The sequence below is a fragment of the Streptomyces sp. SD31 genome, from assembly GCF_052068475.1.
GTDB lineage: Bacteria > Actinomycetota > Actinomycetes > Streptomycetales > Streptomycetaceae > Streptomyces.
The window spans coordinates 434,203-456,410 of the sequence record NZ_JBQHCX010000005.1; the positions used below are offsets into that span (position 1 = coordinate 434,203).

General features: G+C 70.0%; 23 protein-coding genes. 11 read left to right on the forward strand and 12 right to left on the reverse strand.

Annotated elements, in window-relative coordinates; all coding sequences use genetic code 11:
- Position 1 precedes the first annotated feature (1 nt).
- Together ACTMVF_RS13935 and ACTMVF_RS13940 are read right to left on the reverse strand one after the other, a co-directional pair.
- Positions 2-475, reverse strand: coding sequence for a YxiG-like protein (locus ACTMVF_RS13935; protein WP_441271297.1), 474 nt, complete (start codon positions 473-475; stop codon positions 2-4).
- Positions 476-803: 328 nt separating this feature from the next.
- Positions 804-1,562 carry a hypothetical protein gene (locus ACTMVF_RS13940; protein ID WP_441271298.1) on the reverse strand — a complete coding sequence of 253 codons (759 nt, stop codon included), beginning with the start codon at positions 1,560-1,562 and terminating at the stop codon, positions 804-806.
- A gap of 231 nt (positions 1,563-1,793) precedes the next feature.
- Here ACTMVF_RS13940 and gcl point away from each other — a divergent pair, with 231 nt between their 5' ends.
- Complete coding sequence (gene gcl, locus ACTMVF_RS13945; protein ID WP_441271299.1) at positions 1,794-3,578, forward strand: glyoxylate carboligase; 1,785 nt, start codon at positions 1,794-1,796, stop codon at positions 3,576-3,578.
- A 277-nt stretch (positions 3,579-3,855) separates the two neighbouring features.
- Here gcl and ACTMVF_RS13950 read toward each other — a convergent pair whose 3' ends face one another.
- The 4 genes from ACTMVF_RS13950 to ACTMVF_RS13965 all read right to left on the reverse strand — a co-directional run bounded on the left by ACTMVF_RS13950 (position 3,856) and on the right by ACTMVF_RS13965 (position 8,157).
- A complete protein-coding gene (locus tag ACTMVF_RS13950; RefSeq protein ID WP_441271300.1) occupies positions 3,856-4,206 on the reverse strand; it encodes a hypothetical protein in 351 nt (116 codons plus the stop codon).
- 405 nt (positions 4,207-4,611) lie between these two features.
- A complete protein-coding gene (locus ACTMVF_RS13955) occupies positions 4,612-6,069 on the reverse strand; it encodes a catalase (protein WP_441271301.1) in 1,458 nt (485 codons plus the stop codon).
- A 200-nt stretch (positions 6,070-6,269) separates the two neighbouring features.
- Positions 6,270-7,160 carry a 2-hydroxy-3-oxopropionate reductase gene (locus ACTMVF_RS13960; protein WP_441271302.1) on the reverse strand — a complete coding sequence of 297 codons (891 nt, stop codon included), beginning with the start codon at positions 7,158-7,160 and terminating at the stop codon, positions 6,270-6,272.
- 157 nt (positions 7,161-7,317) lie between these two features.
- A complete protein-coding gene (locus ACTMVF_RS13965) occupies positions 7,318-8,157 on the reverse strand; it encodes a TIM barrel protein (RefSeq protein ID WP_441271303.1) in 840 nt (279 codons plus the stop codon).
- Positions 8,158-8,294: 137 nt separating this feature from the next.
- On the opposite strand from ACTMVF_RS13965, the gene ACTMVF_RS13970 reads away from it, so the two are divergent.
- The 7 genes from ACTMVF_RS13970 to ACTMVF_RS14000 all read left to right on the forward strand — a co-directional run bounded on the left by ACTMVF_RS13970 (position 8,295) and on the right by ACTMVF_RS14000 (position 14,056).
- On the forward strand, positions 8,295-8,546 hold the full coding sequence (locus ACTMVF_RS13970; RefSeq protein WP_301995723.1) for a hypothetical protein: 252 nt from the start codon (positions 8,295-8,297) through the stop codon (positions 8,544-8,546).
- Complete coding sequence (locus ACTMVF_RS13975) at positions 8,543-8,911, forward strand: helix-turn-helix domain-containing protein (RefSeq protein WP_301995722.1); 369 nt, start codon at positions 8,543-8,545, stop codon at positions 8,909-8,911. Before ACTMVF_RS13970 ends, ACTMVF_RS13975 begins: the two co-directional genes overlap by 4 nt.
- Before the next feature lie 123 nt (positions 8,912-9,034).
- Complete coding sequence (uraD, locus tag ACTMVF_RS13980) at positions 9,035-9,544, forward strand: 2-oxo-4-hydroxy-4-carboxy-5-ureidoimidazoline decarboxylase (RefSeq protein ID WP_441271304.1); 510 nt, start codon at positions 9,035-9,037, stop codon at positions 9,542-9,544.
- A gap of 32 nt (positions 9,545-9,576) precedes the next feature.
- Complete coding sequence (gene uraH / locus ACTMVF_RS13985; protein ID WP_441271305.1) at positions 9,577-9,972, forward strand: hydroxyisourate hydrolase; 396 nt, start codon at positions 9,577-9,579, stop codon at positions 9,970-9,972.
- 4 nt (positions 9,973-9,976) lie between these two features.
- Positions 9,977-10,900: a factor-independent urate hydroxylase gene (gene pucL / locus ACTMVF_RS13990; RefSeq protein ID WP_441271306.1), complete on the forward strand. Its 924-nt coding sequence runs from the start codon at positions 9,977-9,979 to the stop codon at positions 10,898-10,900.
- A 134-nt stretch (positions 10,901-11,034) separates the two neighbouring features.
- On the forward strand, positions 11,035-12,414 hold the full coding sequence (locus ACTMVF_RS13995; protein WP_441271307.1) for an 8-oxoguanine deaminase: 1,380 nt from the start codon (positions 11,035-11,037) through the stop codon (positions 12,412-12,414).
- Positions 12,415-12,706: 292 nt separating this feature from the next.
- Positions 12,707-14,056 (forward strand): nucleobase:cation symporter-2 family protein, encoded by a 1,350-nt coding sequence (locus ACTMVF_RS14000; RefSeq protein WP_441271367.1) that lies wholly within the window; start codon positions 12,707-12,709, stop codon positions 14,054-14,056.
- Here ACTMVF_RS14000 and ACTMVF_RS14005 read toward each other — a convergent pair.
- Positions 14,019-14,624 (reverse strand): 3'-5' exonuclease, encoded by a 606-nt coding sequence (locus tag ACTMVF_RS14005; protein WP_441271308.1) that lies wholly within the window; start codon positions 14,622-14,624, stop codon positions 14,019-14,021. The two genes, ACTMVF_RS14000 and ACTMVF_RS14005, sit on opposite strands and share 38 nt — an antisense overlap.
- A 115-nt stretch (positions 14,625-14,739) precedes the next feature.
- Here ACTMVF_RS14005 and ACTMVF_RS14010 point away from each other — a divergent pair, with 115 nt between their 5' ends.
- Positions 14,740-16,359, forward strand: coding sequence for a protein kinase domain-containing protein (locus ACTMVF_RS14010; RefSeq protein WP_441271309.1), 1,620 nt, complete (start codon positions 14,740-14,742; stop codon positions 16,357-16,359).
- Between the two features lie 73 nt (positions 16,360-16,432).
- Here ACTMVF_RS14010 and ACTMVF_RS14015 read toward each other — a convergent pair whose 3' ends face one another.
- Positions 16,433-17,869 carry an MFS transporter gene (locus ACTMVF_RS14015; protein ID WP_441271310.1) on the reverse strand — a complete coding sequence of 479 codons (1,437 nt, stop codon included), beginning with the start codon at positions 17,867-17,869 and terminating at the stop codon, positions 16,433-16,435.
- 92 nt (positions 17,870-17,961) lie between these two features.
- On the opposite strand from ACTMVF_RS14015, the gene ACTMVF_RS14020 reads away from it, so the two are divergent.
- A complete protein-coding gene (locus ACTMVF_RS14020) occupies positions 17,962-18,357 on the forward strand; it encodes a winged helix-turn-helix transcriptional regulator (RefSeq protein WP_441271311.1) in 396 nt (131 codons plus the stop codon).
- 1 nt (position 18,358) lies between these two features.
- Here the strand turns inward: ACTMVF_RS14020 and ACTMVF_RS14025 are convergent, their stop codons facing one another.
- From ACTMVF_RS14025 to ACTMVF_RS14040, 4 genes are all read right to left on the reverse strand, one after another.
- Positions 18,359-18,781: an acyl-CoA thioesterase gene (locus ACTMVF_RS14025; protein ID WP_441271312.1), complete on the reverse strand. Its 423-nt coding sequence runs from the start codon at positions 18,779-18,781 to the stop codon at positions 18,359-18,361.
- A 55-nt stretch (positions 18,782-18,836) separates the two neighbouring features.
- Positions 18,837-19,472 (reverse strand): hypothetical protein, encoded by a 636-nt coding sequence (locus tag ACTMVF_RS14030; protein WP_441271313.1) that lies wholly within the window; start codon positions 19,470-19,472, stop codon positions 18,837-18,839.
- 41 nt (positions 19,473-19,513) lie between these two features.
- A complete protein-coding gene (locus ACTMVF_RS14035) occupies positions 19,514-20,113 on the reverse strand; it encodes a histidine phosphatase family protein (protein WP_441271314.1) in 600 nt (199 codons plus the stop codon).
- A gap of 142 nt (positions 20,114-20,255) precedes the next feature.
- Positions 20,256-21,467 (reverse strand): pyridoxal phosphate-dependent aminotransferase, encoded by a 1,212-nt coding sequence (locus tag ACTMVF_RS14040; RefSeq protein ID WP_441271315.1) that lies wholly within the window; start codon positions 21,465-21,467, stop codon positions 20,256-20,258.
- Between the two features lie 86 nt (positions 21,468-21,553).
- On the opposite strand from ACTMVF_RS14040, the gene ACTMVF_RS14045 reads away from it, so the two are divergent.
- On the forward strand, positions 21,554-22,180 hold the full coding sequence (locus ACTMVF_RS14045) for a winged helix-turn-helix transcriptional regulator (RefSeq protein WP_441271316.1): 627 nt from the start codon (positions 21,554-21,556) through the stop codon (positions 22,178-22,180).
- The last annotated feature ends 28 nt before the right edge of the window (positions 22,181-22,208 follow it).

Consider the following 22,208-nt stretch of genomic DNA (forward strand, 5'->3'; position numbering starts at 1 on the left):
CTCAGTCCGCGACGAACGGGGTGTAGCCGATGGGCAACTCACTCACCTGAAGGTCGGAGAAGAGCAGTGTGAGCCGGTGGGCGTTGGTCTCGATGAGCACTTCGTGGAAGTCGAGCCCGAGGGACCGCGACCACCGGCGGGTCCTCTCCGAGGCGGGCAGGAGCTTCGCGCCCGGGTACAGGCAGTGCCACTTCACACCCCAGACGTATCCGTCGAGGCCGTCGGCGGTCACGTCGTCGATCAGGCGGTCGTCGAGGGAGACCCGCCAGGTCTGCGCCGGCACCGATGTCTCGCACCGGGCCTCGACGCAGTACCGGAAGAGGTACCGCAGATAGGCGGGCTCGACACCGGTGCGGGGATCCGCGGTCGCGTGGATCACGACCTCGTAGTCGCGCATGTAGGCGGTGTGACCGTGGTGCACGACGGCTTGGTCGAAGGCGTCGTCCAGCAGCTGTTCGAGTACGGCGGTGTCCATGCTGTCGTTCTACCGGCTGTCCAGGTCGCGGCGCATGCGGACCCGTGGCCATCGGTCGAGGCCGAGTTCCGCCTGGTGGGCGCGGATCTGCCCTCCTCAGGTGCGCGGTCGGTGGCGTACGCGAGGAGGGTGCGGCCCACTCCGCGGCATGTGCCGCGATGGGCTGTCGATCTTCTGCGGGGCCGTTGTGGCTGGTCGCGCAGTCCCCGCGCCCCTTCGGGGCGTGACCCGACCTCGGCAGGTCCGTGAACGGTCCCTTCTGAACGCCGGTCGGTGTACTTCAGCCCTCAGGGACGGGACGGGTAGGGGCGGCGGGGGCGAGGACGGGTCACCGGGCGCCCGTCGCGTCCAGTTCGTCGGCGAGGCCGTTGACCGGCTGGGGCGTGCCCGTGAGGTCGAGGACGAACAGGGGGACGCCGAGGGCCTCGGCGCGGGCGCGGGCCTCGGGGGCGTATCCGGCGAGGGAGAAGTAGACGCAGGCCACGGACTCCGTCATGGCCGTCAGCCACAGGCACTCCACGTCCCGCAGCGAGGCCGGACGTACGGTCGGGTCGACCTGGGCGAGCAGGCCGTGGGCGGCGATACCGATGCCGGTCGGGGGCCGCTGGTCGGCGCGGCGGATGTCCCGGTAGCCGAGCCAGCGCAGATAGACGGCGGCCGCCGTGACCGCGTCGCGGGCGGTGCGGATCGTGATGGGCTGGAAGACGCGGCGCGCAGCGGGCCCCTTTCGCTGCGCCGGGCCCGGGTCCGCTTCTTGTGCCGCCGAGCCCGGGTCCGCTTCTTGTGCCGACAAGTGCAGGTCCGCTTCTTGTGCCTGGCCCGTGTCCACCTGCGCCAATGGAACGCGCATCACCGTCCCGCACGGGCAGCCCAGCTCCGGGCGGGGCCACTCGTTCTCCCGGCCGCATGCCGTACAGCGCACGCCGATCCATTCGTCGTCCCAGGTGCGACAGGTGACGGCCGTGGCGGCCGCGTGCGGGTCGAGCGCCGGCGCGACGAGCGCCCCGCACGCGCACGGATAGGCGGTTGCCTCGTAGAGATGTTCGCGCCGGCAGGCCGGGCAGCGCACCGACACGCTCTCGGACATGGCCCACTCCAGGACGACTTCGCATCGGGACAGCGGTCCCATCGTCCTCCAGACAGGGTCCGGTTGTCCGCCCCTTGACGGTCTTCACCGGCCCACCTACATTGCTTCCAGATAGTAGAAAACAGTTTCCGCGATACGGAATAACGGCTCGCGGGAATGTCATCGTCACGGAATTGCTCACCGCGGGGCGCGACGGGAGTGCGAATCCGACAGCCGAAGCAGGAGTACTCAATGGCTCGTATGACCGCTGCCCGAGCGGCAGTCGAGATCCTCAAGCGCGAGGGTGTCAGCAACGCGTTCGGCGTGCCGGGCGCGGCGATCAACCCCTTCTACGCGGCGCTCAAGGCCTCCGGAGGCATCCAGCACACCCTGGCCCGCCATGTGGAGGGCGCTTCGCACATGGCCGAGGGCTACACCCGCACGCACCCGGGCAACATCGGCGTCTGCATCGGCACGTCCGGCCCCGCCGGCACCGACATGATCACCGGCCTGTACTCCGCGATCGGTGACTCCATCCCGATCCTGTGCATCACCGGCCAGGCGCCGACCGCGGTGATCCACAAAGAGGACTTCCAGGCCGTCGACATCGCCTCGATCGCCAAGCCGGTCACGAAGATGGCGGTGACCGTCCTGGAGGCCGCGCAGGTCCCCGGCGTCTTCCAGCAGGCGTTCCACCTGATGCGCTCCGGCCGTCCCGGCCCGGTCCTGATCGACCTGCCGATCGACGTCCAGCTGACGGAGATCGAGTTCGACCCGGAGACGTACGAGCCGCTCCCGGTCTACAAGCCCGCCGCGAGCCGCGCCCAGATCGAGAAGGCGATCGGGATGCTGAACGCGTCCGAGCGTCCGCTGATCGTCGCGGGCGGCGGTGTCATCAACGCCGACGCCGCCGAACTCCTCGTCGAGTTCGCCGAGTTGACCGGCACCCCGGTCGTCCCGACCCTGATGGGCTGGGGCCTGCTGCCCGACGACCACGAGCTGAACGCCGGCATGGTCGGCCTGCAGACCTCGCACCGCTACGGCAACGCGACCTTCCTGGAGTCCGACTTCGTCCTCGGCATCGGCAACCGCTGGGCCAACCGCCACACCGGCAAGCTGGACGTCTACACGGCCGGCCGGAAGTTCGTCCACGTCGACGTCGAGCCCACCCAGATCGGCAAGATCTTCGCCCCGGACTACGGCATCGCGTCGGACGCCAAGGCGGCCCTGGAGCTGTTCGTCGAGGTGGCACGGGAGTTGAAGGCGGCGGGCAAGCTCCCCGACCGCTCGGCGTGGGCGGCCTCCGCGCAGGAGCGCAAGGCGACCCTCCAGCGCCGTACGCACTTCGACGACATCCCGATCAAGCCGCAGCGCGTCTACGAGGAGATGAACAAGGCCTTCGGCCCGGAGACCCGGTACGTCTCCACCATCGGCCTCTCACAGATCGCCGGCGCCCAGATGCTGCACGTCTTCAAGCCCCGGCACTGGATCAACTGCGGCCAGGCGGGCCCGCTCGGCTGGACCATCCCGGCCGCGCTGGGCGTGGCGAAGGCCGACCCGGAGGCGCAGGTCGTCGCCCTGTCCGGCGACTACGACTTCCAGTTCATGATCGAGGAGCTGGCGGTCGGGGCGCAGCACAAGATCCCGTACGTCCACGTCCTCGTCAACAACTCCTATCTGGGCCTGATCCGCCAGGCGCAGCGGGCGTTCGACATCGACTTCCAGGTCAAGCTGGAGTTCGAGAACATCAACTCGCCCGAGCTGGGCGTCTACGGCGTCGACCACGTCAAGGTCGCCGAGGGCCTCGGCTGCAAGGCGATCCGCGTGACCGACCCGAGCGAACTGGGCGCCGCTTTCGAGCAGGCCAAGAAGCTCGCGCAGGAGTACCAGGTCCCGGTGGTGGTCGAGGCGATCCTGGAGCGGGTCACCAACATCTCCATGTCGACGACCAACGACATCAGCAACGTGGTGGAGTTCGAGGAGCTCGCGACGGAGCCGGAGCACGCGCCCACGTCGATCAAGACGTTGAAGGTCTGACGCGGCGGATCTGACACGTCCCGTCAGTAAGGGGCGGTCCAACCGGAAGGTTGGGCCGCCCCTTTGGTGTTCCCCCGTGTGGTGCTCCCCCGTTCGCGAGGCCCGCCGCCCCCGTGCCGGCAGGCCCCGCGTGAAAAGAATGTGCCCACGGCAGGGGTGGGTTGAAGCCCCCCGACGTGTGTTCAGAGGTTGATTTGAGGGTTCCGTAGTCGGCGTACGACCGGTGCCGTACGCCGGCCTGGCTCAGCACAAGTCCGGGCGGGCAGAAGTCAGCGCCTCAGAGCCGGCGCCGGGCCGCCTCGACACTGTCCCCGCCACTGGTGTTGAACGCGATGGCGGCCTGGGGCGCATGGCGTCGGATCAGGTTCACGATCTGCTCGAAGAGCGGCAGCAACTGCTCCGTCTTGCGGATCCCACCCCCGACGACCACCACGTCCCACGGACGCTCGACCAAGGACGCGACGAGGGTGGGCTCGGCCGACTCGTCGAACACGACCAGCGTCATGGCCGCGTCGATGCCGTGCTCGCCGAACCGGGCCAACTCCTTGTCCAGCGTCGCCCGAAGGGCCTGCGCGTCGACGCCGGGTATCGCCTGCGGGTCGTAACCGACAACAAGTACGGAAGGCATACGGCCAAGCTACCGCGCCCTGTCCGACCCCACAGCCCGACTCGGAAGACGCCGAAGAGCGCCGGGTACGGGACCGTCCGTACCCGGCGCTCTTCAGCCGGTGAGGTATTCGGTTGTGGCCGTCCGACGGTGCGAGGCTGGGCGCGACAGGACGTTCGCGCCGCCGGACGGAGTCTGCGGGGCTCGGGACCGCGGCGGCAGCGACGGAACCGGAGGCTCCTTCCCTCAGGTCGAGAAGGAGGCCCGGACCTTCACCACCGCACTGGCTCGCACGCCGCCGCGGTCCTCATGTTGCCCGCGCCCCCTCTCCGGTCGACCACCCCTCATCCGGGTCGATCGGCGGCGTGGCGCGGGCGGTGCGGCCGTCTCCTGACCTCCTGCCAGGAGACGGCCGCCGCCTTGGGGTCAGTCCTCGCGCAGGGCGCGGACCGCCTCCTCCACGCGCTTGCCGTACTCCGGGTCGGCGGCGTGGAAGTGGGCCAGGTTCTTCTCGATCACGTCGTCGCGGGAGACCTGGGAGAGGCCACCGGCGATGTTGGCGATCAGGCGGGACTTCTCCTCGGCGGACATCAGGCGGTACAGCTCGCCGGCCTGGAAGAAGTCGTCGTCCTTGGTGTGGAGCGGGGCCTCGTGGGTGCCCGTGTGGCCGGTCACCGCGAGCGGGGCCGACAGCGGGCGGCCGGTCTCGACGGGGCCGTCGTAGGAGTTCGGCTCGTAGTTCTTGGCGTACCGGCCCTGGGAGTTGCTCGCCATGAAGCCGTCGCGGCCGTAGTTCTGCGCGGTCGTCGCCTTCGGGGCGTTGACCGCGAGCTGGGTGTGGTTGACGCCCAGGCGGTAGCGGTGGGCGTCCGCGTAGGCGAACAGGCGGCCCTGGAGCATCTTGTCGGGGGAGGGGCCGATGCCCGGCACGAAGTTGTTCGGGGAGAAGGCGGCCTGCTCGACCTCGGCGAAGACGTTGTCCGGGTTGCGGTCCAGCACCAGCCGGCCCACGCGCTGCAGCGGGTAGTCCTTGTGCGGCCAGACCTTCGTGAGGTCGAACGGGTTGAAGCGGTAGTCGGCCGCCTCGGCCGCCGGCATGAGCTGGACGTAGAGCGTCCAGGACGGGTGTACGCCCCGCTCGATGGCCTGGAGCAGGTCCGTCTGGTGCGAGTTGGGGTCCCTGCCCGCGAGTTCGGCGCCCTGCTCGGCGCTCAGGCAGCGGATGCCCTGGTTCGTCTTGAAGTGGTACTTGACGAAGAAGGCCTCGCCGTCGGCGTTCGTCCACTGGTAGGTGTGCGAGCCGTAGCCGTTCATGTGGCGGTACGACGCCGGGATGCCGCGGTCGCCCATCAGCCAGGTCACCTGGTGCGTGGCCTCGGGGGCGTGCGCCCAGAAGTCCCAGACGTTGTCCGGCTCCTGACGTCCGGTGAACGGGTCGCGCTTCTGCGAGTGGATGAAGTCCGGGAACTTGATCGGGTCCTTGATGAAGAACACCGGGGTGTTGTTCCCGACGAGGTCGTAATTGCCCTCCGCCGTATAGAACTTGACCGCGAAACCGCGCGGGTCGCGGACCGCGTCCGCGCCGCCCAGGCTGTCGGCCACGGTCGAGAAGCGCAGGAACACCTCGGTCCGCTTGCCCACCGCGCTCAGGAAGTCGGCGTGGGTGAAGCCGGTGACGTCGTCGGTCACCTCGAAGTGGCCGTACGCGCCGGAGCCCCGGGCGTGCACCACGCGCTCCGGAATGCGCTCGCGGTTGAAGCGCGCCAGCTTCTCCAGGAGGTGCTGGTCCTGGAGCAGGAGCGGGCCGCCGACGCCGGCGGAGGCTGAGTTCTGGTTGTCGGCGACCGGGGCGCCGGACTCGGTCGTGAGCACGCGCTTCGACATCGTGGACCTTCCGTGCGGTGGCACTTCCGTGCTGGTGGCAGCGGAAAACTCTTTCCGCTTGGTGGAGCCTAGAAGTGAGGGAATCTGAACGTCAACAGTTTGTTGAAGTTGTTTGCAGCGGCGGATTCCGGGCGGCGCCCCCGCCTGGGCGCGACAGGACAGGTGTCAGCGAAGGCGCCGCCCGGAAGTTTCGGGGTGGGTCAGACCTGAGCGCCGGAGAGGCGCTCCACGGCCCGCAGCAGGGCCGAGTGGTCCAGGCCGCCGTCGCCCTGCGCGCGCAGGGACGCGACCAGCTGGGCCACCACGGCGCCGACCGGAAGGGCGGCGCCGACGTTGCGGGCGGCGTCCGTGACGATGCCCATGTCCTTGTGGTGCAGGTCGATGCGGAAGCCGGGCTTGAAGTCCCGGTTCAGGAAGTTGTCCTTCTTCCGCGTCAGCACGGTCGAGCCGGCCAGGCCGCCGCCCAGGACGTCCAGCGCCGCCGCCAGGTCCACGCCCGACTTCTCCAGGAAGACCACGGCCTCGGCGCACGCCTGGATGTTCACGGCGACGATCAGCTGGTTGGCCGCCTTCACGGTCTGACCCGAGCCGTGCGGGCCGCACAGCACGATGGTCTTGCCGAGGGCCTCGAGTATCGGCTTCGCGGCGTCGAAGTCGGCCTGCTCACCGCCGACCATGATCGACAGTACGGCCTCGATGGCACCGGCCTCACCGCCGGACACGGGGGCGTCCAGGACCCGGATGCCCTTGTCCTTGGCGGCCTTCGCCAGGTCGACCGAGGTCTGCGGGGTGATCGAGGACATGTCGATCAGCAGCGCGCCGGACTTCGCGTTCTCGAGGATGCCGTCGGGGCCGTAGGAGATGGCCTCGACCTGCGGGGAGGCCGGCACCATGGTGATGACGACGTCGGCGTCCTTCACGGCCTCGGCGATCGACCCGGCGGCCGTGCCACCGGCGGCGGCCAGGCGGTCCAGCTTGTCCTGCTCCAGCGTGAAGCCGGTGACCTGGTAACCCGCCTTGATCAGGTTCTCGGACATGGGGGAGCCCATGATGCCGAGGCCTATCCAGGCGATCTTGGGGAGGTTGCTCATGATGGGGGTACCTCTCTGAACTGCTGTGGTGCGTCAACGAATAGGTGCCGGTCGGCGACAATCAGCCCGTCCGGCGTTTGAGGACGAGGCCCTTTGGGGCCGAAGCGGGGGTCTGGGGGCGGCAGCCCCCAGGGGGTGCCGTCAGCGGACAGCACTGTCAGCGGGCGGCGCGCTGCTCCACCGGCAACCAGCTGAAGGCCTCTCCGCTCGGGCGGTCGCCCGGCTTGTACTCGAGGCCGACCCAGCCCTCGTAGCCCGCCTTCCTCAGCTGGCCGAGCAGCTCCTCCAGCGGCAGCGTCCCCGTGCCGGGCGCGCCGCGGCCCGGGTTGTCGGCGATCTGCACGTGGCCGGTCTTCGCGGCGTACTGCTCGATCACCGAGGGCAGGTCCTCGCCGTTCATGGACAGGTGGTACAGGTCCATGAGGAACTTCGCGTTGCCCAGTCCTGTCGCCTCGTTGACCTTGTCGACGAGGCCGACGGCGGCCGGTGCGGACACCAGCGGGTACAGCGGCGACTCGGGCTTGTTCAGCGCCTCGACGAGAAGGATCGCGCCGATGCGGTCGGCCGCCCGGGCAGCGAGGACCAGGTTCTCCAGCGCGAGCGCGTCCTGCTCGGCCGGGTCCACGCCTTCGACGCGGTTGCCGTACAGGGCGTTGAGCGCACGGCAGCCCAGCGACTGGGCGAAGTCGGCGGCGACGTCGATGTTGGCGCGGAACTTCTCCGACTCCGCGCCCGGGACCGACAGGGCGCCACGGTCGGGACCGGGCAGCTGACCTGCGTAGAAGTTCAGCCCGGTGAGCTGGACGCCCGCGTCCTCGATCGCCTTCTTCAGGGCGTCGAGCTCGGACTGCTCGGGCGTGGGGGAGTCGATCCAGGGCCACCACAGCTCGACCGCGGTGAAGCCGGCCGCGGCGGCGGCCGCGGGGCGCTCCAGGAGCGGGAGTTCCGTGAAGAGGATCGACAGGTTGACGTTGAAGCGCTGCTCTGCGAATCCCATGTCGCCGGCGCTCCCTTCCGTTTGTTGAGATTCCATATTGCGGAAGTTAGTTTCTGCCTACTGGAAGATTGCCGCCGTGTGTCGAAGCTTGTCAAGAGGGGTCGGCGGAAAGCGTCACCTGGCGTTAGGTTGAGCGCGTGCGATTGAGAGTGGAGTTCACGACCGAGCCCTTCGACCTGGACGAGGCACCCGCGCACGCCCTGGTGGCCCGCGAGGTCATCGAGGCGGCCGAGCTCGACGCGGTGGACGTCGGCCCGTTCGGCAACACGGCCGAGGGGGGCGCCGACGCCGTGCTCACCGCCCTGGACGCCCTGCTGCGCAAGTCGCTGGAGGCCGGCGCCACCCGGATCTCGCTTCAGCTCAACGTGGTCGGGGAGGGTGAGGAGTGACCGGTACCGGGGACGAGCCCTTCATCGCGGCCGTGAAGCCGCTGGTCGACGCCATGGGCGGCGAGATTCTCCCGCCGGACGAGGCCGGCCCCGAGGATGTCGTGCTCTCCTGGGAGGGGGTCGACGTCGTCGCCGTACGCCTGCCTCAGCTGGCCGACTCCCTGGATCACATCCTGGCGGCCATGGAGCGCAGGAAGGGCAAGCCACTGGCCGACCTGGACCGCAAGGCCAAGCAGGAGGTCGTGCGGATACTCGAGGCGCGCGGCGCCTTCTCCGTGCGGCACGGCGTGGAGACCGTGGCGAGCGCGCTCGGGGTGAGCCGCTTCACGGTCTACAACTACCTCAACCGTGAGAAGGGCGCCTGAGGGGTCCTGTCCGGTTTCGTTACCGCGAATTTTCAACAAAGTGTTGACGTCTCGTCGTCGTAGGGCGTTAGCTATCGGCACGCCCGTTCAGTACGAAGGCCCTTCGCGGCCACGGAGGCTCCCGTGACGTCGAATTCCACGCCCTCGGGCCTGGCCCGGTTCAACGCCCTGGAGGAGCACGCGGCCCACGCCGCCCTCCTTGAGGCGTGCGCCGCCACGGCGTGGGCGAAGCGGCTGCTCGCCGCTCGTCCCTACGCCACCGCCGACGACCTCTACGCCGCCAGTGACGCCGCCATGGCCGAGCTGACCGCCGAGGGCCTGGCCGAGGCGATGGCCGGGCACCCGCCGATCGGCCGCCCCAAGCCGGGTGATCCGACCTCGGCCCGGGAACAGCGCGGCATGGCCGGCGCCTCCGAGGAGCTCAAGGCGGAGATGCTCGAACTCAACCTGGCCTACCAGGAAAGGTTCGGCCATGTCTTCCTGATCTGCGCCACCGGCCGGACCGGCGAGCAGATGCGCGACGCGGTCAAGGAACGGATCGGCAACTCGCCGGAGCAGGAGCGGGAGATCGTCCGCACCGAGCTGGGCAAGATCAACCGTATCCGGCTCGCCCGCCTCGTCGAAGAAGACTGATCTTCGAGGAAGACCGAAGAGGACGCCTGACCATGAGCACCAGCACCACCGCCTCCGTGTCCACGCACATCCTGGACACCAGCATCGGCCGCCCCGCCGAGGGCGTCGCCGTCCAGCTCTCCGCCCGCTCGGGCCGGGGCGCGGACTGGCAGGCGCTCGGCGGCTCCGCGACCGACGCGGACGGGCGGTGCAAGGACCTCCCGGCGCTGCCGGAGGGGACCACACACGTACGGCTCGACTTCGCGGTGGAGCCGTACTTCGAGAAGAAGCAAGCCGATGCGCAGCAGGACGCCCCCGCGAATCGGGACAGCGGTGCCGGTGCGTTCTTCCCGGAGGTGGCGATCACGTTCGCCGTCGTGCCGGGGGAGCACTACCACGTACCGCTGCTGCTCAACCCGTTCGGCTACTCCGTATACCGAGGGAGCTAGCTAAATGCCCACGATCCTGGGACAGAACCAGTACGGCAAGGCCGAGAACCGAGTCGTAAAGATCACGCGGGACGGCGCCACCCACCACATCAAGGACCTGAACGTATCCGTGGCGCTGAGCGGCGACATGGACGAGGTCCACTACTCCGGCTCGAACGCCAACGTCCTGCCGACCGACACCACCAAGAACACGGTGTACGCGTTCGCCAAGGAGTACGGCATCGAGTCCGCCGAGCAGTTCGGCATCCACCTCGCCCGTCACTTCGTCACCTCGCAGGAGCCGATCCACCAGGCCCGGATCCGCATCGAGGAGTACGCCTGGGAGCGGATCGAGGCCTCCGACGCCAACTCGCAGTTCATCGGCTCCGACGAGGTCAAGCACTCCTTCGTCCGCCAGGGCCAGGAGACGCGGCTCACGCAGATCACCTACGACGGTGAGAAGTGGGAGGTCATCTCCGGCCTCAAGGACCTGGTCGTGATGAACTCGACGAACTCCGAGTTCTGGGGCTACGTCAAGGACAAGTACACGACGCTGAAGGAGGCCTACGACCGCATCCTGGCCACCCAGGTCTCCGGTCGCTGGCGGTTCAACTGGACCGACGACGAGCAGCGGATGCCCAACTGGGAGAAGTCCTACGAGCAGACCAAGAAGCACATGCTCCAGGCCTTCGCCGAGACCTACTCGCTGTCGTTGCAGCAGACGCTGTACCAGATGGGCTCGCGCATCATCAACAACCGCAGCGAGATAGACGAGGTCCGCTTCTCCCTCCCGAACAAGCACCACTTCCTGGTGGACCTGGAGCCGTTCGGGCTGAAGAACGACAACGAGGTGTACTTCGCCGCCGACCGCCCCTACGGCCTGATCGAGGCCACCATCCTGCGGGACGGCTGCGAGGCGAAGATCCCCATGGACCTCACCAACCTCTGATCCAACCTCTGATCCATCCCCTTTCGGCACCCGTGACCGGGGAACCCGCCTTCCCGGTCACGGCACTCAAAACTCCCAGGGTCCTGCCGTGCCCTCTCCAATTCAGCACAACACCCGTGAAAAAGGGGCGAACCATGGCAGCAGCCCAGCGCATCGTCATCGAGAACTGTTCGATCGCGACGGTGGACGCGAAGGACACCGAGTACGCCACGGGCCACATCGTCATCGCGGACAACCGCATCGAGTCGCTCGGCGCGGGCAAGGCCCCCGAGGGCCTGGAGAACGTCGTACGCCGCCTCGACGCCACCGGGCACCTGGTCACCCCCGGCCTGATCAACACCCACCACCACTTCTACCAGTGGATCACCCGGGGCCTGGCCACGGACCACAACCTCTTCAACTGGCTCGTCGCCCTCTACCCGACCTGGGCGCGCATCGACGAGCAGATGGTCCGCTCGGCCGCGCAGGGCTCGCTGGCGATGATGGCCCGCGGTGGTGTGACCACCGCCATGGACCACCACTACGTGTTCCCGCAGGGCTCCGGCGACCTCTCCGGCGCCATCATCGGCGCCGCCCGCGACATGGGCGTCCGCTTCACCCTCGCCCGCGGCTCCATGGACCGCAGCGAGAAGGACGGCGGGCTGCCGCCGGACTTCGCCGTCGAGACCCTCGAAGGCGCGCTGGCCGGGACCGAGGAGACCGTCAAGCAGCACCACGACGCCTCCTTCGACGCGATGACCCAGGTCGCCGTCGCCCCCTGCTCCCCCTTCTCCGTCTCCACGGAACTCATGCGCGACGGCGCCGAGTTGGCTCGCCGACTGGGTGTACGGCTGCACACCCACGGCTCGGAGACCGTGGAGGAGGAGAAGTTCTGCCACGAGCTGTTCGGCATGGGCCCGACCGACTACTTCGAGTCCACCGGCTGGCTCGGCGAGGACGTGTGGATGGCGCACTGCGTCCACATGAACGACTCCGACATCGCCGCCTTCGCCCGTACGAAGACCGGTGTCGCCCACTGCCCGTCCTCCAACGCCCGCCTCGCGGCCGGCATCGCCCGGGTCCCCGACATGCTCAGGGCCGGCGTCCCGGTCGGCCTCGGCGTCGACGGCACCGCCTCCAACGAGTCCGGCGAACTGCACACCGAACTGCGCAACGCCCTCCTCATCAACCGCCTCGGCGCCCACAAGGAGGCCGCCCTGAACGCCCGGCAGGCGCTGCGCCTCGGGACGTACGGCGGTGCCCAGGTCCTCGGCCGCGCGCGTGAGATCGGCTCGCTGGAGCCGGGCAAGCTGGCCGACCTGGTGCTGTGGAAGCTGGACACCCTCGCCCACGCCTCCATCGCCGACCCGGTGACCGCGCTGGTCTTCGGCGCGGCGGCCCCGGTCACGGCGTCGTTCGTCAACGGCCGGCAGATCGTCGAGGACGGGCGGCTGCTCACGGCCGACGAGGACGCCATCGCCCGCTCGACGCGGGACGAGGCCCAGCGCCTGGCGAGGATCGCGGCGCAGGCCTGACGCAGGCCTGGCCAGTCGAAGATCTCCGGTCGGGAGGGACGGCTCCCGACCGGTGGCCGTGGACCCGAGCGGGTTCCATGGCGGCCGTCTCCGGGGCGCGCGTGGACGCGTGCGCCCCGGAACGGTCTCCGTTTCCCCCAGAACGGGCCCGTCCCCGGTCCCGCACGACCACTCGCACCACCTCCATGACACCCACGTCGGAGCCGACGTGTTACCCGCCCGGAGGAGAGCCGCAGTGTCCGCCCAGCCCGTTTCGCCCCACCCCGTCGACGAGAAACTCCCCGCCCTGAAAATGGCGACCACAGGTCTGCAACACGTGGCCGCCATGTACGCGGGAGTCGTCGCCCCACCCCTGATCGTCGGCGCGGCCATAGGCCTGACCGCCACCGACCTGACCTTCCTCACCGGCGCCTGTCTCTTCACCGCGGGCCTCGCCACCATCCTCCAAACCCTCGGCATCTGGAAGATCGGCGCCCGGCTGCCGTTCGTCAACGGCGTCACCTTCGCCGGCGTCGCCCCCATGACCGCGGTCGTCGCCTCCACCGAGGACAAGTCCGACGCCCTGCCGATCATCTTCGGCGCGGTCATCGTCGCCGGCCTTCTCGGCTTCCTCGCCGCCCCCTTCTTCAGCAAGGCGGTCCGCTTCTTCCCGCCGGTGGTCACGGGTACGGTCATCACCCTGATCGGCATCTCCCTCCTCCCGGTCGCCTTCGGCTGGGCCCAGGGCCCCGACCCCGCGGCGCACGACTACGGTTCGGCGACGAACCTGGGCCTCGCGGCCGGAACCCTGCTGATCGTCCTGCTCCTGCGCCGCTTCACCAGGGGCTTCGTCAAGCAGATCGCCGTACTCCTCGGCCTGGTCGTCGGCACGCTGATCGCGATCCCGTTCGGCGTCACGGACTTCGGCCCCGTCGCGGACGCGGACGTCATCGGCTTCCCGACCCCGTTCCACTTCGGCGCCCCGCAGTTCCAGCTCGCCGCGATCATCTCGCTGTGCGTGGTCATGGTGGTGTCGATGACCGAATCGACGGCCGACATGCTGGCGCTGGGCGAGATCGTCGAGCGCCCGGCCGACGAGAAGACCATCGCGGCCGGCCTGCGCGCCGACACCCTCGGCTCCGCGATCAGCCCCCTCTTCAACGGCTTCATGTGCAGCGCCTTCGCGCAGAACATCGGCCTGGTGGCGATGACGAAGATCCGCAGCCGGTACGTCGTCGCCGTGGGCGGTGGCTTCCTGGTGCTGATGGGCCTGTGCCCGATGGCGGCCTCGCTCATCGCGGTCGTACCGCGCCCGGTGCTCGGCGGCGCGGGCGTCGTCCTCTTCGGCTCAGTCGCCGCGAGCGGCATCCAGACCCTGGTCCGGGCAGGCCTCGACAAGGACAACAACGTCCTGATCGTCGCCGTCTCACTGGCCGTCGGCATCGTCCCGATCACGGCGCCGGCGTTCTACCACGCCTTCCCGGAGACGGCGCGGATCGTGCTCGACTCGGGCATCTCGACGGGGTGTGTGGCGGCGGTCCTGCTGAACCTGGTCTTCAACCACCTGGGCAAGGCCGGCCGGGACGCCCATGACGTGACCCACCCGATGGAGGCGGGCGAGGAGATCACCGGGACGACGACCCGGGCCCCCGCCACTCCATGAGGTTGGCGAACAGCTCGGCCTGCTCGACGGCGTCGTCCAGCGCATGGTGCGTGTGACGGCGCCTCGACAGCAGCTCCCGCGGCATCGTGCCCTTGGCCACGGCCCGCAGCGGCAGCCCGGCCTTGGTGGCGTACAGCGTCTTCATGTCCAGGCAGCCGGAGTGGCCGAAGGGGCTCGCTCCGGTGAAGCGGATCAAGTACCAGTACAGGAACGTCCAGTCGTACGACGCCGGGTAGCCGCACATCACCGGCTGCGCGTCGCCGCAGACCTCGCGTACCCAGCGTGTGAACTGCGCGAGAGCCAGGGCGGGGTCGACCCCCTCCTTCCCGAGGCGCTCGCGGTCCAGCCCGCTCACGGCCAGCGCCTCGGGGACGAAATCCTCGCTGATCGGGCGGAGTTCGCGGTAGAAGGTGTGCTGCTCCGGGTCGGCCGCCGTGAATCCGTCGGCGTCCTGGGTTCCGGCGACCGCCGCGCCGAGGCTCAGCATCGAGTACGGACCCGGGATCGGGCCGTCGGCCTCGATGTCGACGGAGATGTAGAGGCTGGGTTTGATGCGTCGTGCCGCCATGGAGCGGCAGCATCCCAGGCGTCCGGGACTTTCCGCATCCGAATTCCGCTTAGGCTTCTGCCTCGGTCAACTCAAGGTTGACCAGGGGTTCAGGGGATGAGGGGGAAGCGGGCCGATGAACAACGCGACCGAGGTGTTCCAGCCATTGCAGGCGGACGATCCGCCCGTCGTGGCCGGCTACCGCCTCGCCGCCCGGCTCGGCGCGGGTGGCATGGGCCGGGTCTACCTGTCGCACACCCAGGGCGGCCGACCGGTGGCGATCAAGGTGGTACGGCCGGAGCTGGCCGACGACCCGGACTTCCGGCGCCGGTTCCGCCGCGAGGTGGAGGCGGCCCGGCGGGTCCGCGGGGCGTACACCGCCGAACTGATCGACGCCGAGGCGGAGGGCGTACCGCCCTGGCTGGCCACGCTGTACGTGCCCGGGCCGTCCCTGGCGGAGGCCGTGGCCCGGCGCGGACCGCTGCCGGTGCCCGCCGTGCTGTGGCTGGTGGCGGGGGTGGCCGAGGCACTGCAGGCCATCCATGGTGCGGGCATCGTGCACCGGGACCTGAAGCCGTCGAACGTGCTGCTGGCCGCCGATGGGCCGCGCGTGATCGACTTCGGCATCTCGCTCGCCGCCGACCTCACCTCGCACACCGCCACGGGCTCCGCAGTCGGCACGCCCCCGTTCATGGCGCCGGAGCAGGCGACCGCGGGCGAGGTCACGGCGGCGACGGACATTTTCGCGCTGGGCCAGACGGCGGCGTTCGCGGCGCTGGGCGAGCCGCTGTACGGGAGCGGCCCCGCGGCGAGCGTGCTGTACCGGATCGTGCACGAAGAACCCGACCTGTCCCGGCTGCCCGAGCCGCTCCGCCCCCTGATCGCCCGGTGCATGGCCGCCGATCCCCGGGAGCGGGCCACCCCGGCGGAGATCGTCGAGTGGTGCCGGCAGCGGCTGGGGGCGGAAGCCGACGCGGGCGCGGGGCCGGCCGTCTGGCGGGACGTCATGGGGCCGGAGGTGACGGTTCCGGCTCCGGTCCCCGAACCCACCCGGGTACAGGCGGTGCCGTTGGTCGTCACGCGACCGCAGCCGACGGTGCCGGATCCGCGGCGGGCGGGGAGACGGCGTACCGCGCTGATCACGGCCGCGGCCGTGACGGCGGGTGCGCTGCTGCTGGCGGGGTCTGCGTGGATGGTCGCGGACGCGGGGGACAGGTTCCGCGACTGGGTCGCGGGCGCGCCATCGACGCCCGGCCCGGAGGAGTCCGCAAGGACGGTGGGGTCGTCAACGGCGTCGCCCTCGGCGCCCGGGCCCGTGTCGGGGGCCGGCGACGGGACACCGGAAGCGTCACGGCCCTCCCCGGCCGCCTCCAAGTCACCGCGAGCGGTCCCTTACCCTCTCCGGCGGCTGGACGCGACGACCTCGCTGAGCTTCAAGGAGCCGGTCCAGCGTGAGGACCGCAAGGGGGACATCCGCTTCGACTGCAAGGATGTCGGCTGCGCGCTGGACAGCGACACCAGCGTGTTCGTCCAACTGTTCGGCGCGTCGGGGGCTTCCCTCGACGAGTGCCGGCTCCTCCTCAACAGCGCCGACCGCCGCCGCTGGCCGCTGGCCGCGGCGGCGAACGGCAGCGAGATCTGCGTCAAGCACTCCTCCGGTGACATCGCACTGCTCGTCATCCAGACGAAGTCGACCGCGCTGCCGGAACTCGCCTTCCTGCAAGTGGACATGACGGTATGGCGGGATGCCGCCTAGCAGGCGCTGAGTACGGGGGAGGGGCGGCGGACACGCGCATCCGCCGCCCCTCCCAAGCCACTACCGGCCCCTCTCAGCCCCGCCGCTCCCGCAACACCACCGCCGCCAGCACCAGCGCCCCCGCCGCGATCACCGTCGCCACCCGGAACGCCAGCTGGTAGCCCTCGGCCGTGGCCGTCACCAGCTCCGTGCCCCGGCCGAGCAGACCGTCGGTGTGGCTCGCCGCCAGGACGGACAGCACCGCCAGGCCCAGCGAACCACCCACCACCTGCGTGGTGTTGAACAGCCCCGACGCCAGTCCCGCGTCCTCCTCGCGGGCCCCGGACATCGCGAGCCCGGTCAGAGCGGGCATCGCGGCGGCGAAGCCGGTGGCGAGCAGGAGCAGCGGCGGGAGGACGTCGGTGACGTACGAGCCGTCGACGGGTGCGCGGCTCAGCAGCGCCATGCCCGCGACGATGAGCACCAGCCCGGCCAACAGCACCCGGTACGCGCCGAACCGGCCGACGGTACGGGCCGACAGCCCCAGCATCAGCACCCCGATCGCGATCGGCGCCGGCAGGAACGCCGTGCCGGTGAGCAACTCGCCATAGCCGAGGACGCGTTGGACGTACAACGCGCCGATGAACTGGAAGCCGTACATCGTCGCGATCATCAGGATCTGTACGGCGTTCGCACCGCTCAACAGCCGGGAACCGAACAGCCGCAGCCGCAGCAGCGGACGCGCCGCCCGCGCCTGGCGGAGCGTGAACGCCACGAACAGGGCGAGGGACAGGGCGCCCAGCAGCAGGGTGGCGGTCAGGGGGCGGTCGCCGGCGCCGACGATGACGTACACCGTGAGCATCAGCGCGCCGGTGACCAGCGCGGCGCCCGGATAGTCGGCGCCCTTGCCGAGCCCGGCGCCGCGGTCGCTCTCCAGCACCCGTACGGCCGCGAGCAGGGCCAGCACCCCGATCGGCAGGTTGATCAGGAAGATCCAGTGCCAGTTCAGGGCCTCGGTCAGCGCCCCGCCGAGAAACGTGCCGAGCGCTCCGCCCGCCGCGCCGACCGCGCTGAACACCGCGATGGCGCGGGCCTGTTCCCGCGGCTCGGGGAACAGTGCCACCAGCATGCCGAGCACCACGGCCGAGGTCATCGCCCCGCCCACGCCCTGCAGGGCACGGGCCGCGATCAGCACGCCCTGCTCGGTCGCCACCCCGCACAGCACGGAAGCCGCGGTGAACACCGCGAGCCCCGCCGTGAACATCCGCTTGCGGCCGACCAGATCGCCGAGGCGGCCGACGAGGAGGAGCAGACCGCCGAAGGGGATCAGATAGGCGTTGACGACCCAGGCGAGGCCCGACCCCGAGAAGCCGAGGTCGCTCTGGATGGCGGGCATGGCGACCGTGACGATGTTGCCGTCCAGGATCGTCATCAGTGTTCCCGCGCACAGGACGACGAGGGACGCCCAGCGGGAGTACGTTCGCTGCGTTCGGTGCGGTGTCCGCGTCGGGGACTCGACGATGGCCGTCATGGCGGCGCTGCCTCCGGGTTCTCCAATGGTGCACGACTTGTAACGGAGAACATCGTGGGTGACCATGCAGGTCGGCATAAGGAGGCAGTTCAATGTCCCAGAGGAACACCGGTGTTACCGTCCAGGCAGTGAACGCGCACGCGTGTCCCGTCCGCGAGGTTCTTGACAGGGTCTCCGGCAAATGGAGCGTCCAGATCCTGGTCGCGGCCGCACACGGCCCCATCCGCTTCACCGAGTTGGAGCGCAGCATCGAGGGCATCAGCCGCCGGATGCTGACCCTCACCCTGCGCAACCTGGAGCGCGACGGCCTCGTCACCCGCACCGTCCATCCGACGGTGCCGCCGAAGGTGGAGTACGAACTCACCCCGGCGGCCCGGGAGTTGCACGAGACTCTGCAGCGCCTGACCGACTGGGCCGAGCGGAACAGGGTCTACATCGCCGAGTCACGCGCGGCCTACGACGAGGAGCACCAGCCCGAGTTGGTGTGACCTACAGCCCGAACAGCGCGGGCTCCGAGGCGAGTTCCTTGAAGTAGTCCTGCGGATTGGCGACCAGTTTGCGCTCCTTGAGGTTGAGCAGCCCGCCGACCGCAATGACCTCCGCTGCCACCGTGCCGTCCGTCTTGCGGATCGTCTGCTCGATGCGGAACGTCTTGCCACCGCCCCAGTCGAAGGAACACGTCACCTCGACCTCGTCACCCGCGAGCAGCTCGCTCTTGTAGCGGATGGTCGTCTCCAGGGCCACCGGGCCGACGCCCCGCCCGATCAGGCCGGCCTGGCTGATCCCGGCGGCCTGCAGCAGCGACCAGCGGGCGTGCTCCGCGTAGTTGAGGTACACGGCCTGGTTGAGGTGCCCCTGGACATCCGTCTCGTACCCACGGACGGTCACCGGAACGGAAAACGGCTCGGTCACGACTTCCCCTTCGCGTGCCACGCTGCCTGGACCATCCGATCCTGACACGTGCCCCCTACATCCGTCGCGGGGAAGCCAGCAGATAGCGCGCTCTGGTACGAGGCTCGGTGTGCTCGCCGACCTGCCAGCCGGCCTTCTCCAAGGTCGCCCCGCAGGCGTGCAGCGCGTCGGAATCCGGCTCGTGCACGGCCACCGCCTCCGGCTGAGGCGTCACCCGCACCCGGTATCCCGGGGCATCCGGCTCCGGCCCGGCCGGACGATGCCCGGCCGCCTCCAGGGCGAGCGCGGCGGCCCGCACCAGATGCGTACGTTCCCAGCCGCACGGCCGGTCAAGGGCCCCGTCCCGGTTGGTCATCCGGCGCAGCTCCAGCAGCCCCTGCCAGGCGCTGTGCACCTCACGCAGCCGGGCAGGACCCTCCTTCGGAGCGTCCTGCTCACCGCCGATGCGCGCGGCGAAGACACCGCCGGCCGCGGGAGCCTCAACCGGTTCCTCGGGCGCAGCCGCCTCCGCCTCCCGTATGCGATGCCCCGCCGGCGTCAGAAAGTGATCGTGCGGCGGCCGCGGGTGCCGGAAGGCGAGCCCTCGCTTCACCAGCGCGGCGAGCTGCGCCTCCGTACCCCTCAGTCGCCCGGTCACGGGATCGGCGGCGTCGAGGACACGCCGCTGTGCGGCGGTCGGCGGTCGGGTCACGGCGTGTTCCTTCCTGCGTGGGGACTCACCCGCTTCGCAGGCTACGCCGAGGGTCTGACATTCCACCCGGCGATCACCGGCCGCCCGTGCTCGGTGCCGAGGCGGCCCAGCGTGCCCGTGCCCAGCTGGAAGAGGGCCCCGTGCCGAGGTGCCAGCCCGAGGCGGCGGGCGGTGAGCACGCGCAGGAAGTGCCCGTGGGCGATCAGCAGGACGACGCCCTCCGTGTTCGCGAGGGCGGCGTCCACCCTGGCGAGCACCCGGTCGGCACGCTCCCCGACCTGTTCCGGGCTCTCCCCGGGGTGGGCCGGGGGCCCGGGCGTGACCCCGTCCGTGAACAGGAACCAGCCGGGCCGCTCCCGCTGGATCTCCACGGTGGTGACGCCCTCGTACCCGCCGTAGTCCCACTCCCGCAGGTCCACGTCGACGCGAGCGTCGCGCACCCCGATCAGCTCCGCGGTTTCCCGCGCCCGCTGTGACGGGCTGACGAACGCGGCCCCGATCCGATGGGACCGGACCAACGGCACCAGCCGCCGCGCCTCTTCCCGTCCGTGTTCGGTCAGCGGAACGTCCGTCCAGCCGGTGTGCCGCCCGGACCGCGACCACTCGGTCTCACCGTGCCGGACGAGAAGGAGATCACCCATGCGTCACAGGCTAAGAGCCCAGCGCTCCGACTCCGCGAAGTCACCCGCCCGCAGCCCCTTGCGCGCGTCGACTGCAGCCGCTCCCCGTGACCCGGATGCAGCGCCGGGTTCTCCCCACGGACGTGCGGTCACATCTGCCCGGTCAGTTCTGCCGATACCCGCTCAGGAACCGCCCGATCCGCCCGATCGCCGCCTCCAGGTCGTCCGCGTACGGCAGGGTCAGGATCCGGAAGTGATCAGGGGTCGGCCAGTTGAAGCCCGTCCCCTGCACCACCTGGATCTTCTCCCTCAGCAGCAGGTCCAGGACGAACTTCTCGTCGTCGTGGATCTTGTACACCTTGGGGTCGAGGCGCGGGAACGCGTACAGCGAGCCCTTCGGCTTCACACATGACACACCCGGGATCTCGTTGAGCTTCTCCCAGGCCACGTTGCGCTGTTCGTACAGCCGCCCGCCCGGCACGGTCAGCTCGCGGATGGACTGGCGGCCCCCGAGCGCGGCCTGGATGGCGTACTGCGCGGGCGCGTTGGCGCACAGGCGCATGGAGGCCAGCATCGTCAGGCCCTCCAGATAGTCCTTCGCGTGCTGCTTCGGGCCGGTGACGACGAGCCAGCCGGAGCGGAAGCCCGCCACCCGGTATGTCTTCGACAGGCCGCAGAAGGTGAGGACCACCAGGTCGGGGGCGAGGGCCGCGACCGAGTGGTGCACGGCGTCGTCGTACAGGATCTGGTCGTAGATCTCGTCGGCGAAGACCATCAGGCCGTGCCTGCGGGCGAGGTCGAGGATCCCCTCCAGGATCTCCTTGGGGTAGACGGCGCCGGTGGGGTTGTTCGGGTTGATGATGACCACGGCCCTCGTCCGGTCCGTGATCTTCGACGCCATGTCGTCCAGGTCGGGGTACCAGTCGGCCTGCTCGTCGCAGAGGTAGTGGACCGCCTTGCCGCCGGCGAGGGTCGTCACCGCCGTCCAGAGGGGGAAGTCCGGGGCGGGGATGAGGATCTCGTCGCCGTCCTCGACGAGTGCCTGTACGGCCATGGAGACCAGCTCGGACACGCCGTTGCCGAGGAAGACGTCGTCGACGCCGACCTCCAGGCCGAGCGTCTGGTAGCGCTGGGCCACGGCCCGGCGGGCGGAGAGGATGCCGCGCGAGTCGGTGTAGCCGTGGGCCTGGGGGAGCATCCGGATCATGTCCTGGATGATCTCCTCCGGCGCCTCGAAGCCGAAGAGCGCGGGGTTGCCGGTGTTCAGGCGCAGCACGCTGTGCCCCGCCTCCTCCAGCGCGTTCGCGTGCTCGATCACCGGGCCGCGGATCTCGTAACAGACCTCGCTCAGCTTGCTCGACTGCCGGAACTCCATGCGCGCTCGCCCCTCCGGTTCGTGTGTTGCTTGGTTTTACCAAGTTCGAGCTTGGAAAGTCCAACAACATGTCTAGACTGCGTCGCATGTCACCTCGCCGAAGCTACGACCAGTACTGTTCCGCCGCCCGCGCGCTCGACGTCGTCGGCGACCGCTGGACCCTGCTGATCGTCCGGGAGTTGCTGGCCGGCCCACGGCGCTACACCGACCTGCACGCCGATCTGCCGGGCGTCAGCACGGACGTACTGGCCTCACGGCTGAAGGACATGGAGCGGGACGGGATCGGCACCCGGCGTCGGCTGCCGCCGCCCGGGGCGGCATACGTCTACGAACTCACCGCACGGGGGCGGGAGTTGCTGCCCGTGCTACAGGCGCTGGGGGAGTGGGGGCAGGCCGAGCTCGGCGAGCGGCGGCCCACCGACGCGGTGCGGGCGCACTGGTTCGCGCTGCCGTTGCTCCGGTCGCTGGCGGGGGAGGGGCTCGTCGAAGTCCGGTTGGAGGAAGGGGACTTCCATCTGTACGTCGGTGCCGAGGACGGGCCGGTCTACGGTGACGGGCCCGCCCCCGGGGAGCCCGACGCGCGGCTGGTGCTGGACTCCGGGACGTGCGAAGCGGTCGCGCGCGGGGAGTTGCGGGTGGCCGACGCCGTACGGGACGGCCGTATCGACGTGACCGGGGACGGAACCCTCGCCAAGGCGCTGCGGGAAGGCTGACCTCGGCGGAAGGGCCCGCCGTCCAGCG

Excerpts from the sequence above, each read along its gene's own strand:
- ACTMVF_RS13935 (WP_441271297.1), bottom strand. The coding sequence starts at position 475 with ATGGACACCGCCGTACTCGAACAGCTGCTGGACGACGCCTTCGACCAA.
- ACTMVF_RS13940 (WP_441271298.1), bottom strand. The coding sequence starts at position 1,562 with ATGTCCGAGAGCGTGTCGGTGCGCTGCCCGGCCTGCCGGCGCGAACAT.
- gcl (WP_441271299.1), top strand. The coding sequence starts at position 1,794 with ATGGCTCGTATGACCGCTGCCCGAGCGGCAGTCGAGATCCTCAAGCGC.
- ACTMVF_RS13950 (WP_441271300.1), bottom strand. The coding sequence starts at position 4,206 with ATGCCTTCCGTACTTGTTGTCGGTTACGACCCGCAGGCGATACCCGGC.
- ACTMVF_RS13955 (WP_441271301.1), bottom strand. The coding sequence starts at position 6,069 with ATGTCGAAGCGCGTGCTCACGACCGAGTCCGGCGCCCCGGTCGCCGAC.
- ACTMVF_RS13960 (WP_441271302.1), bottom strand. The coding sequence starts at position 7,160 with ATGAGCAACCTCCCCAAGATCGCCTGGATAGGCCTCGGCATCATGGGC.
- ACTMVF_RS13965 (WP_441271303.1), bottom strand. The coding sequence starts at position 8,157 with ATGGGATTCGCAGAGCAGCGCTTCAACGTCAACCTGTCGATCCTCTTC.
- uraH (WP_441271305.1), top strand. The coding sequence starts at position 9,577 with ATGAGCACCAGCACCACCGCCTCCGTGTCCACGCACATCCTGGACACC.
- pucL (WP_441271306.1), top strand. The coding sequence starts at position 9,977 with ATGCCCACGATCCTGGGACAGAACCAGTACGGCAAGGCCGAGAACCGA.
- ACTMVF_RS13995 (WP_441271307.1), top strand. The coding sequence starts at position 11,035 with ATGGCAGCAGCCCAGCGCATCGTCATCGAGAACTGTTCGATCGCGACG.
- ACTMVF_RS14000 (WP_441271367.1), top strand. The coding sequence starts at position 12,707 with ATGGCGACCACAGGTCTGCAACACGTGGCCGCCATGTACGCGGGAGTC.
- ACTMVF_RS14005 (WP_441271308.1), bottom strand. The coding sequence starts at position 14,624 with ATGGCGGCACGACGCATCAAACCCAGCCTCTACATCTCCGTCGACATC.
- ACTMVF_RS14010 (WP_441271309.1), top strand. The coding sequence starts at position 14,740 with ATGAACAACGCGACCGAGGTGTTCCAGCCATTGCAGGCGGACGATCCG.
- ACTMVF_RS14015 (WP_441271310.1), bottom strand. The coding sequence starts at position 17,869 with ATGACGGCCATCGTCGAGTCCCCGACGCGGACACCGCACCGAACGCAG.
- ACTMVF_RS14020 (WP_441271311.1), top strand. The coding sequence starts at position 17,962 with ATGTCCCAGAGGAACACCGGTGTTACCGTCCAGGCAGTGAACGCGCAC.
- ACTMVF_RS14035 (WP_441271314.1), bottom strand. The coding sequence starts at position 20,113 with ATGGGTGATCTCCTTCTCGTCCGGCACGGTGAGACCGAGTGGTCGCGG.
- ACTMVF_RS14040 (WP_441271315.1), bottom strand. The coding sequence starts at position 21,467 with ATGGAGTTCCGGCAGTCGAGCAAGCTGAGCGAGGTCTGTTACGAGATC.
- ACTMVF_RS14045 (WP_441271316.1), top strand. The coding sequence starts at position 21,554 with ATGTCACCTCGCCGAAGCTACGACCAGTACTGTTCCGCCGCCCGCGCG.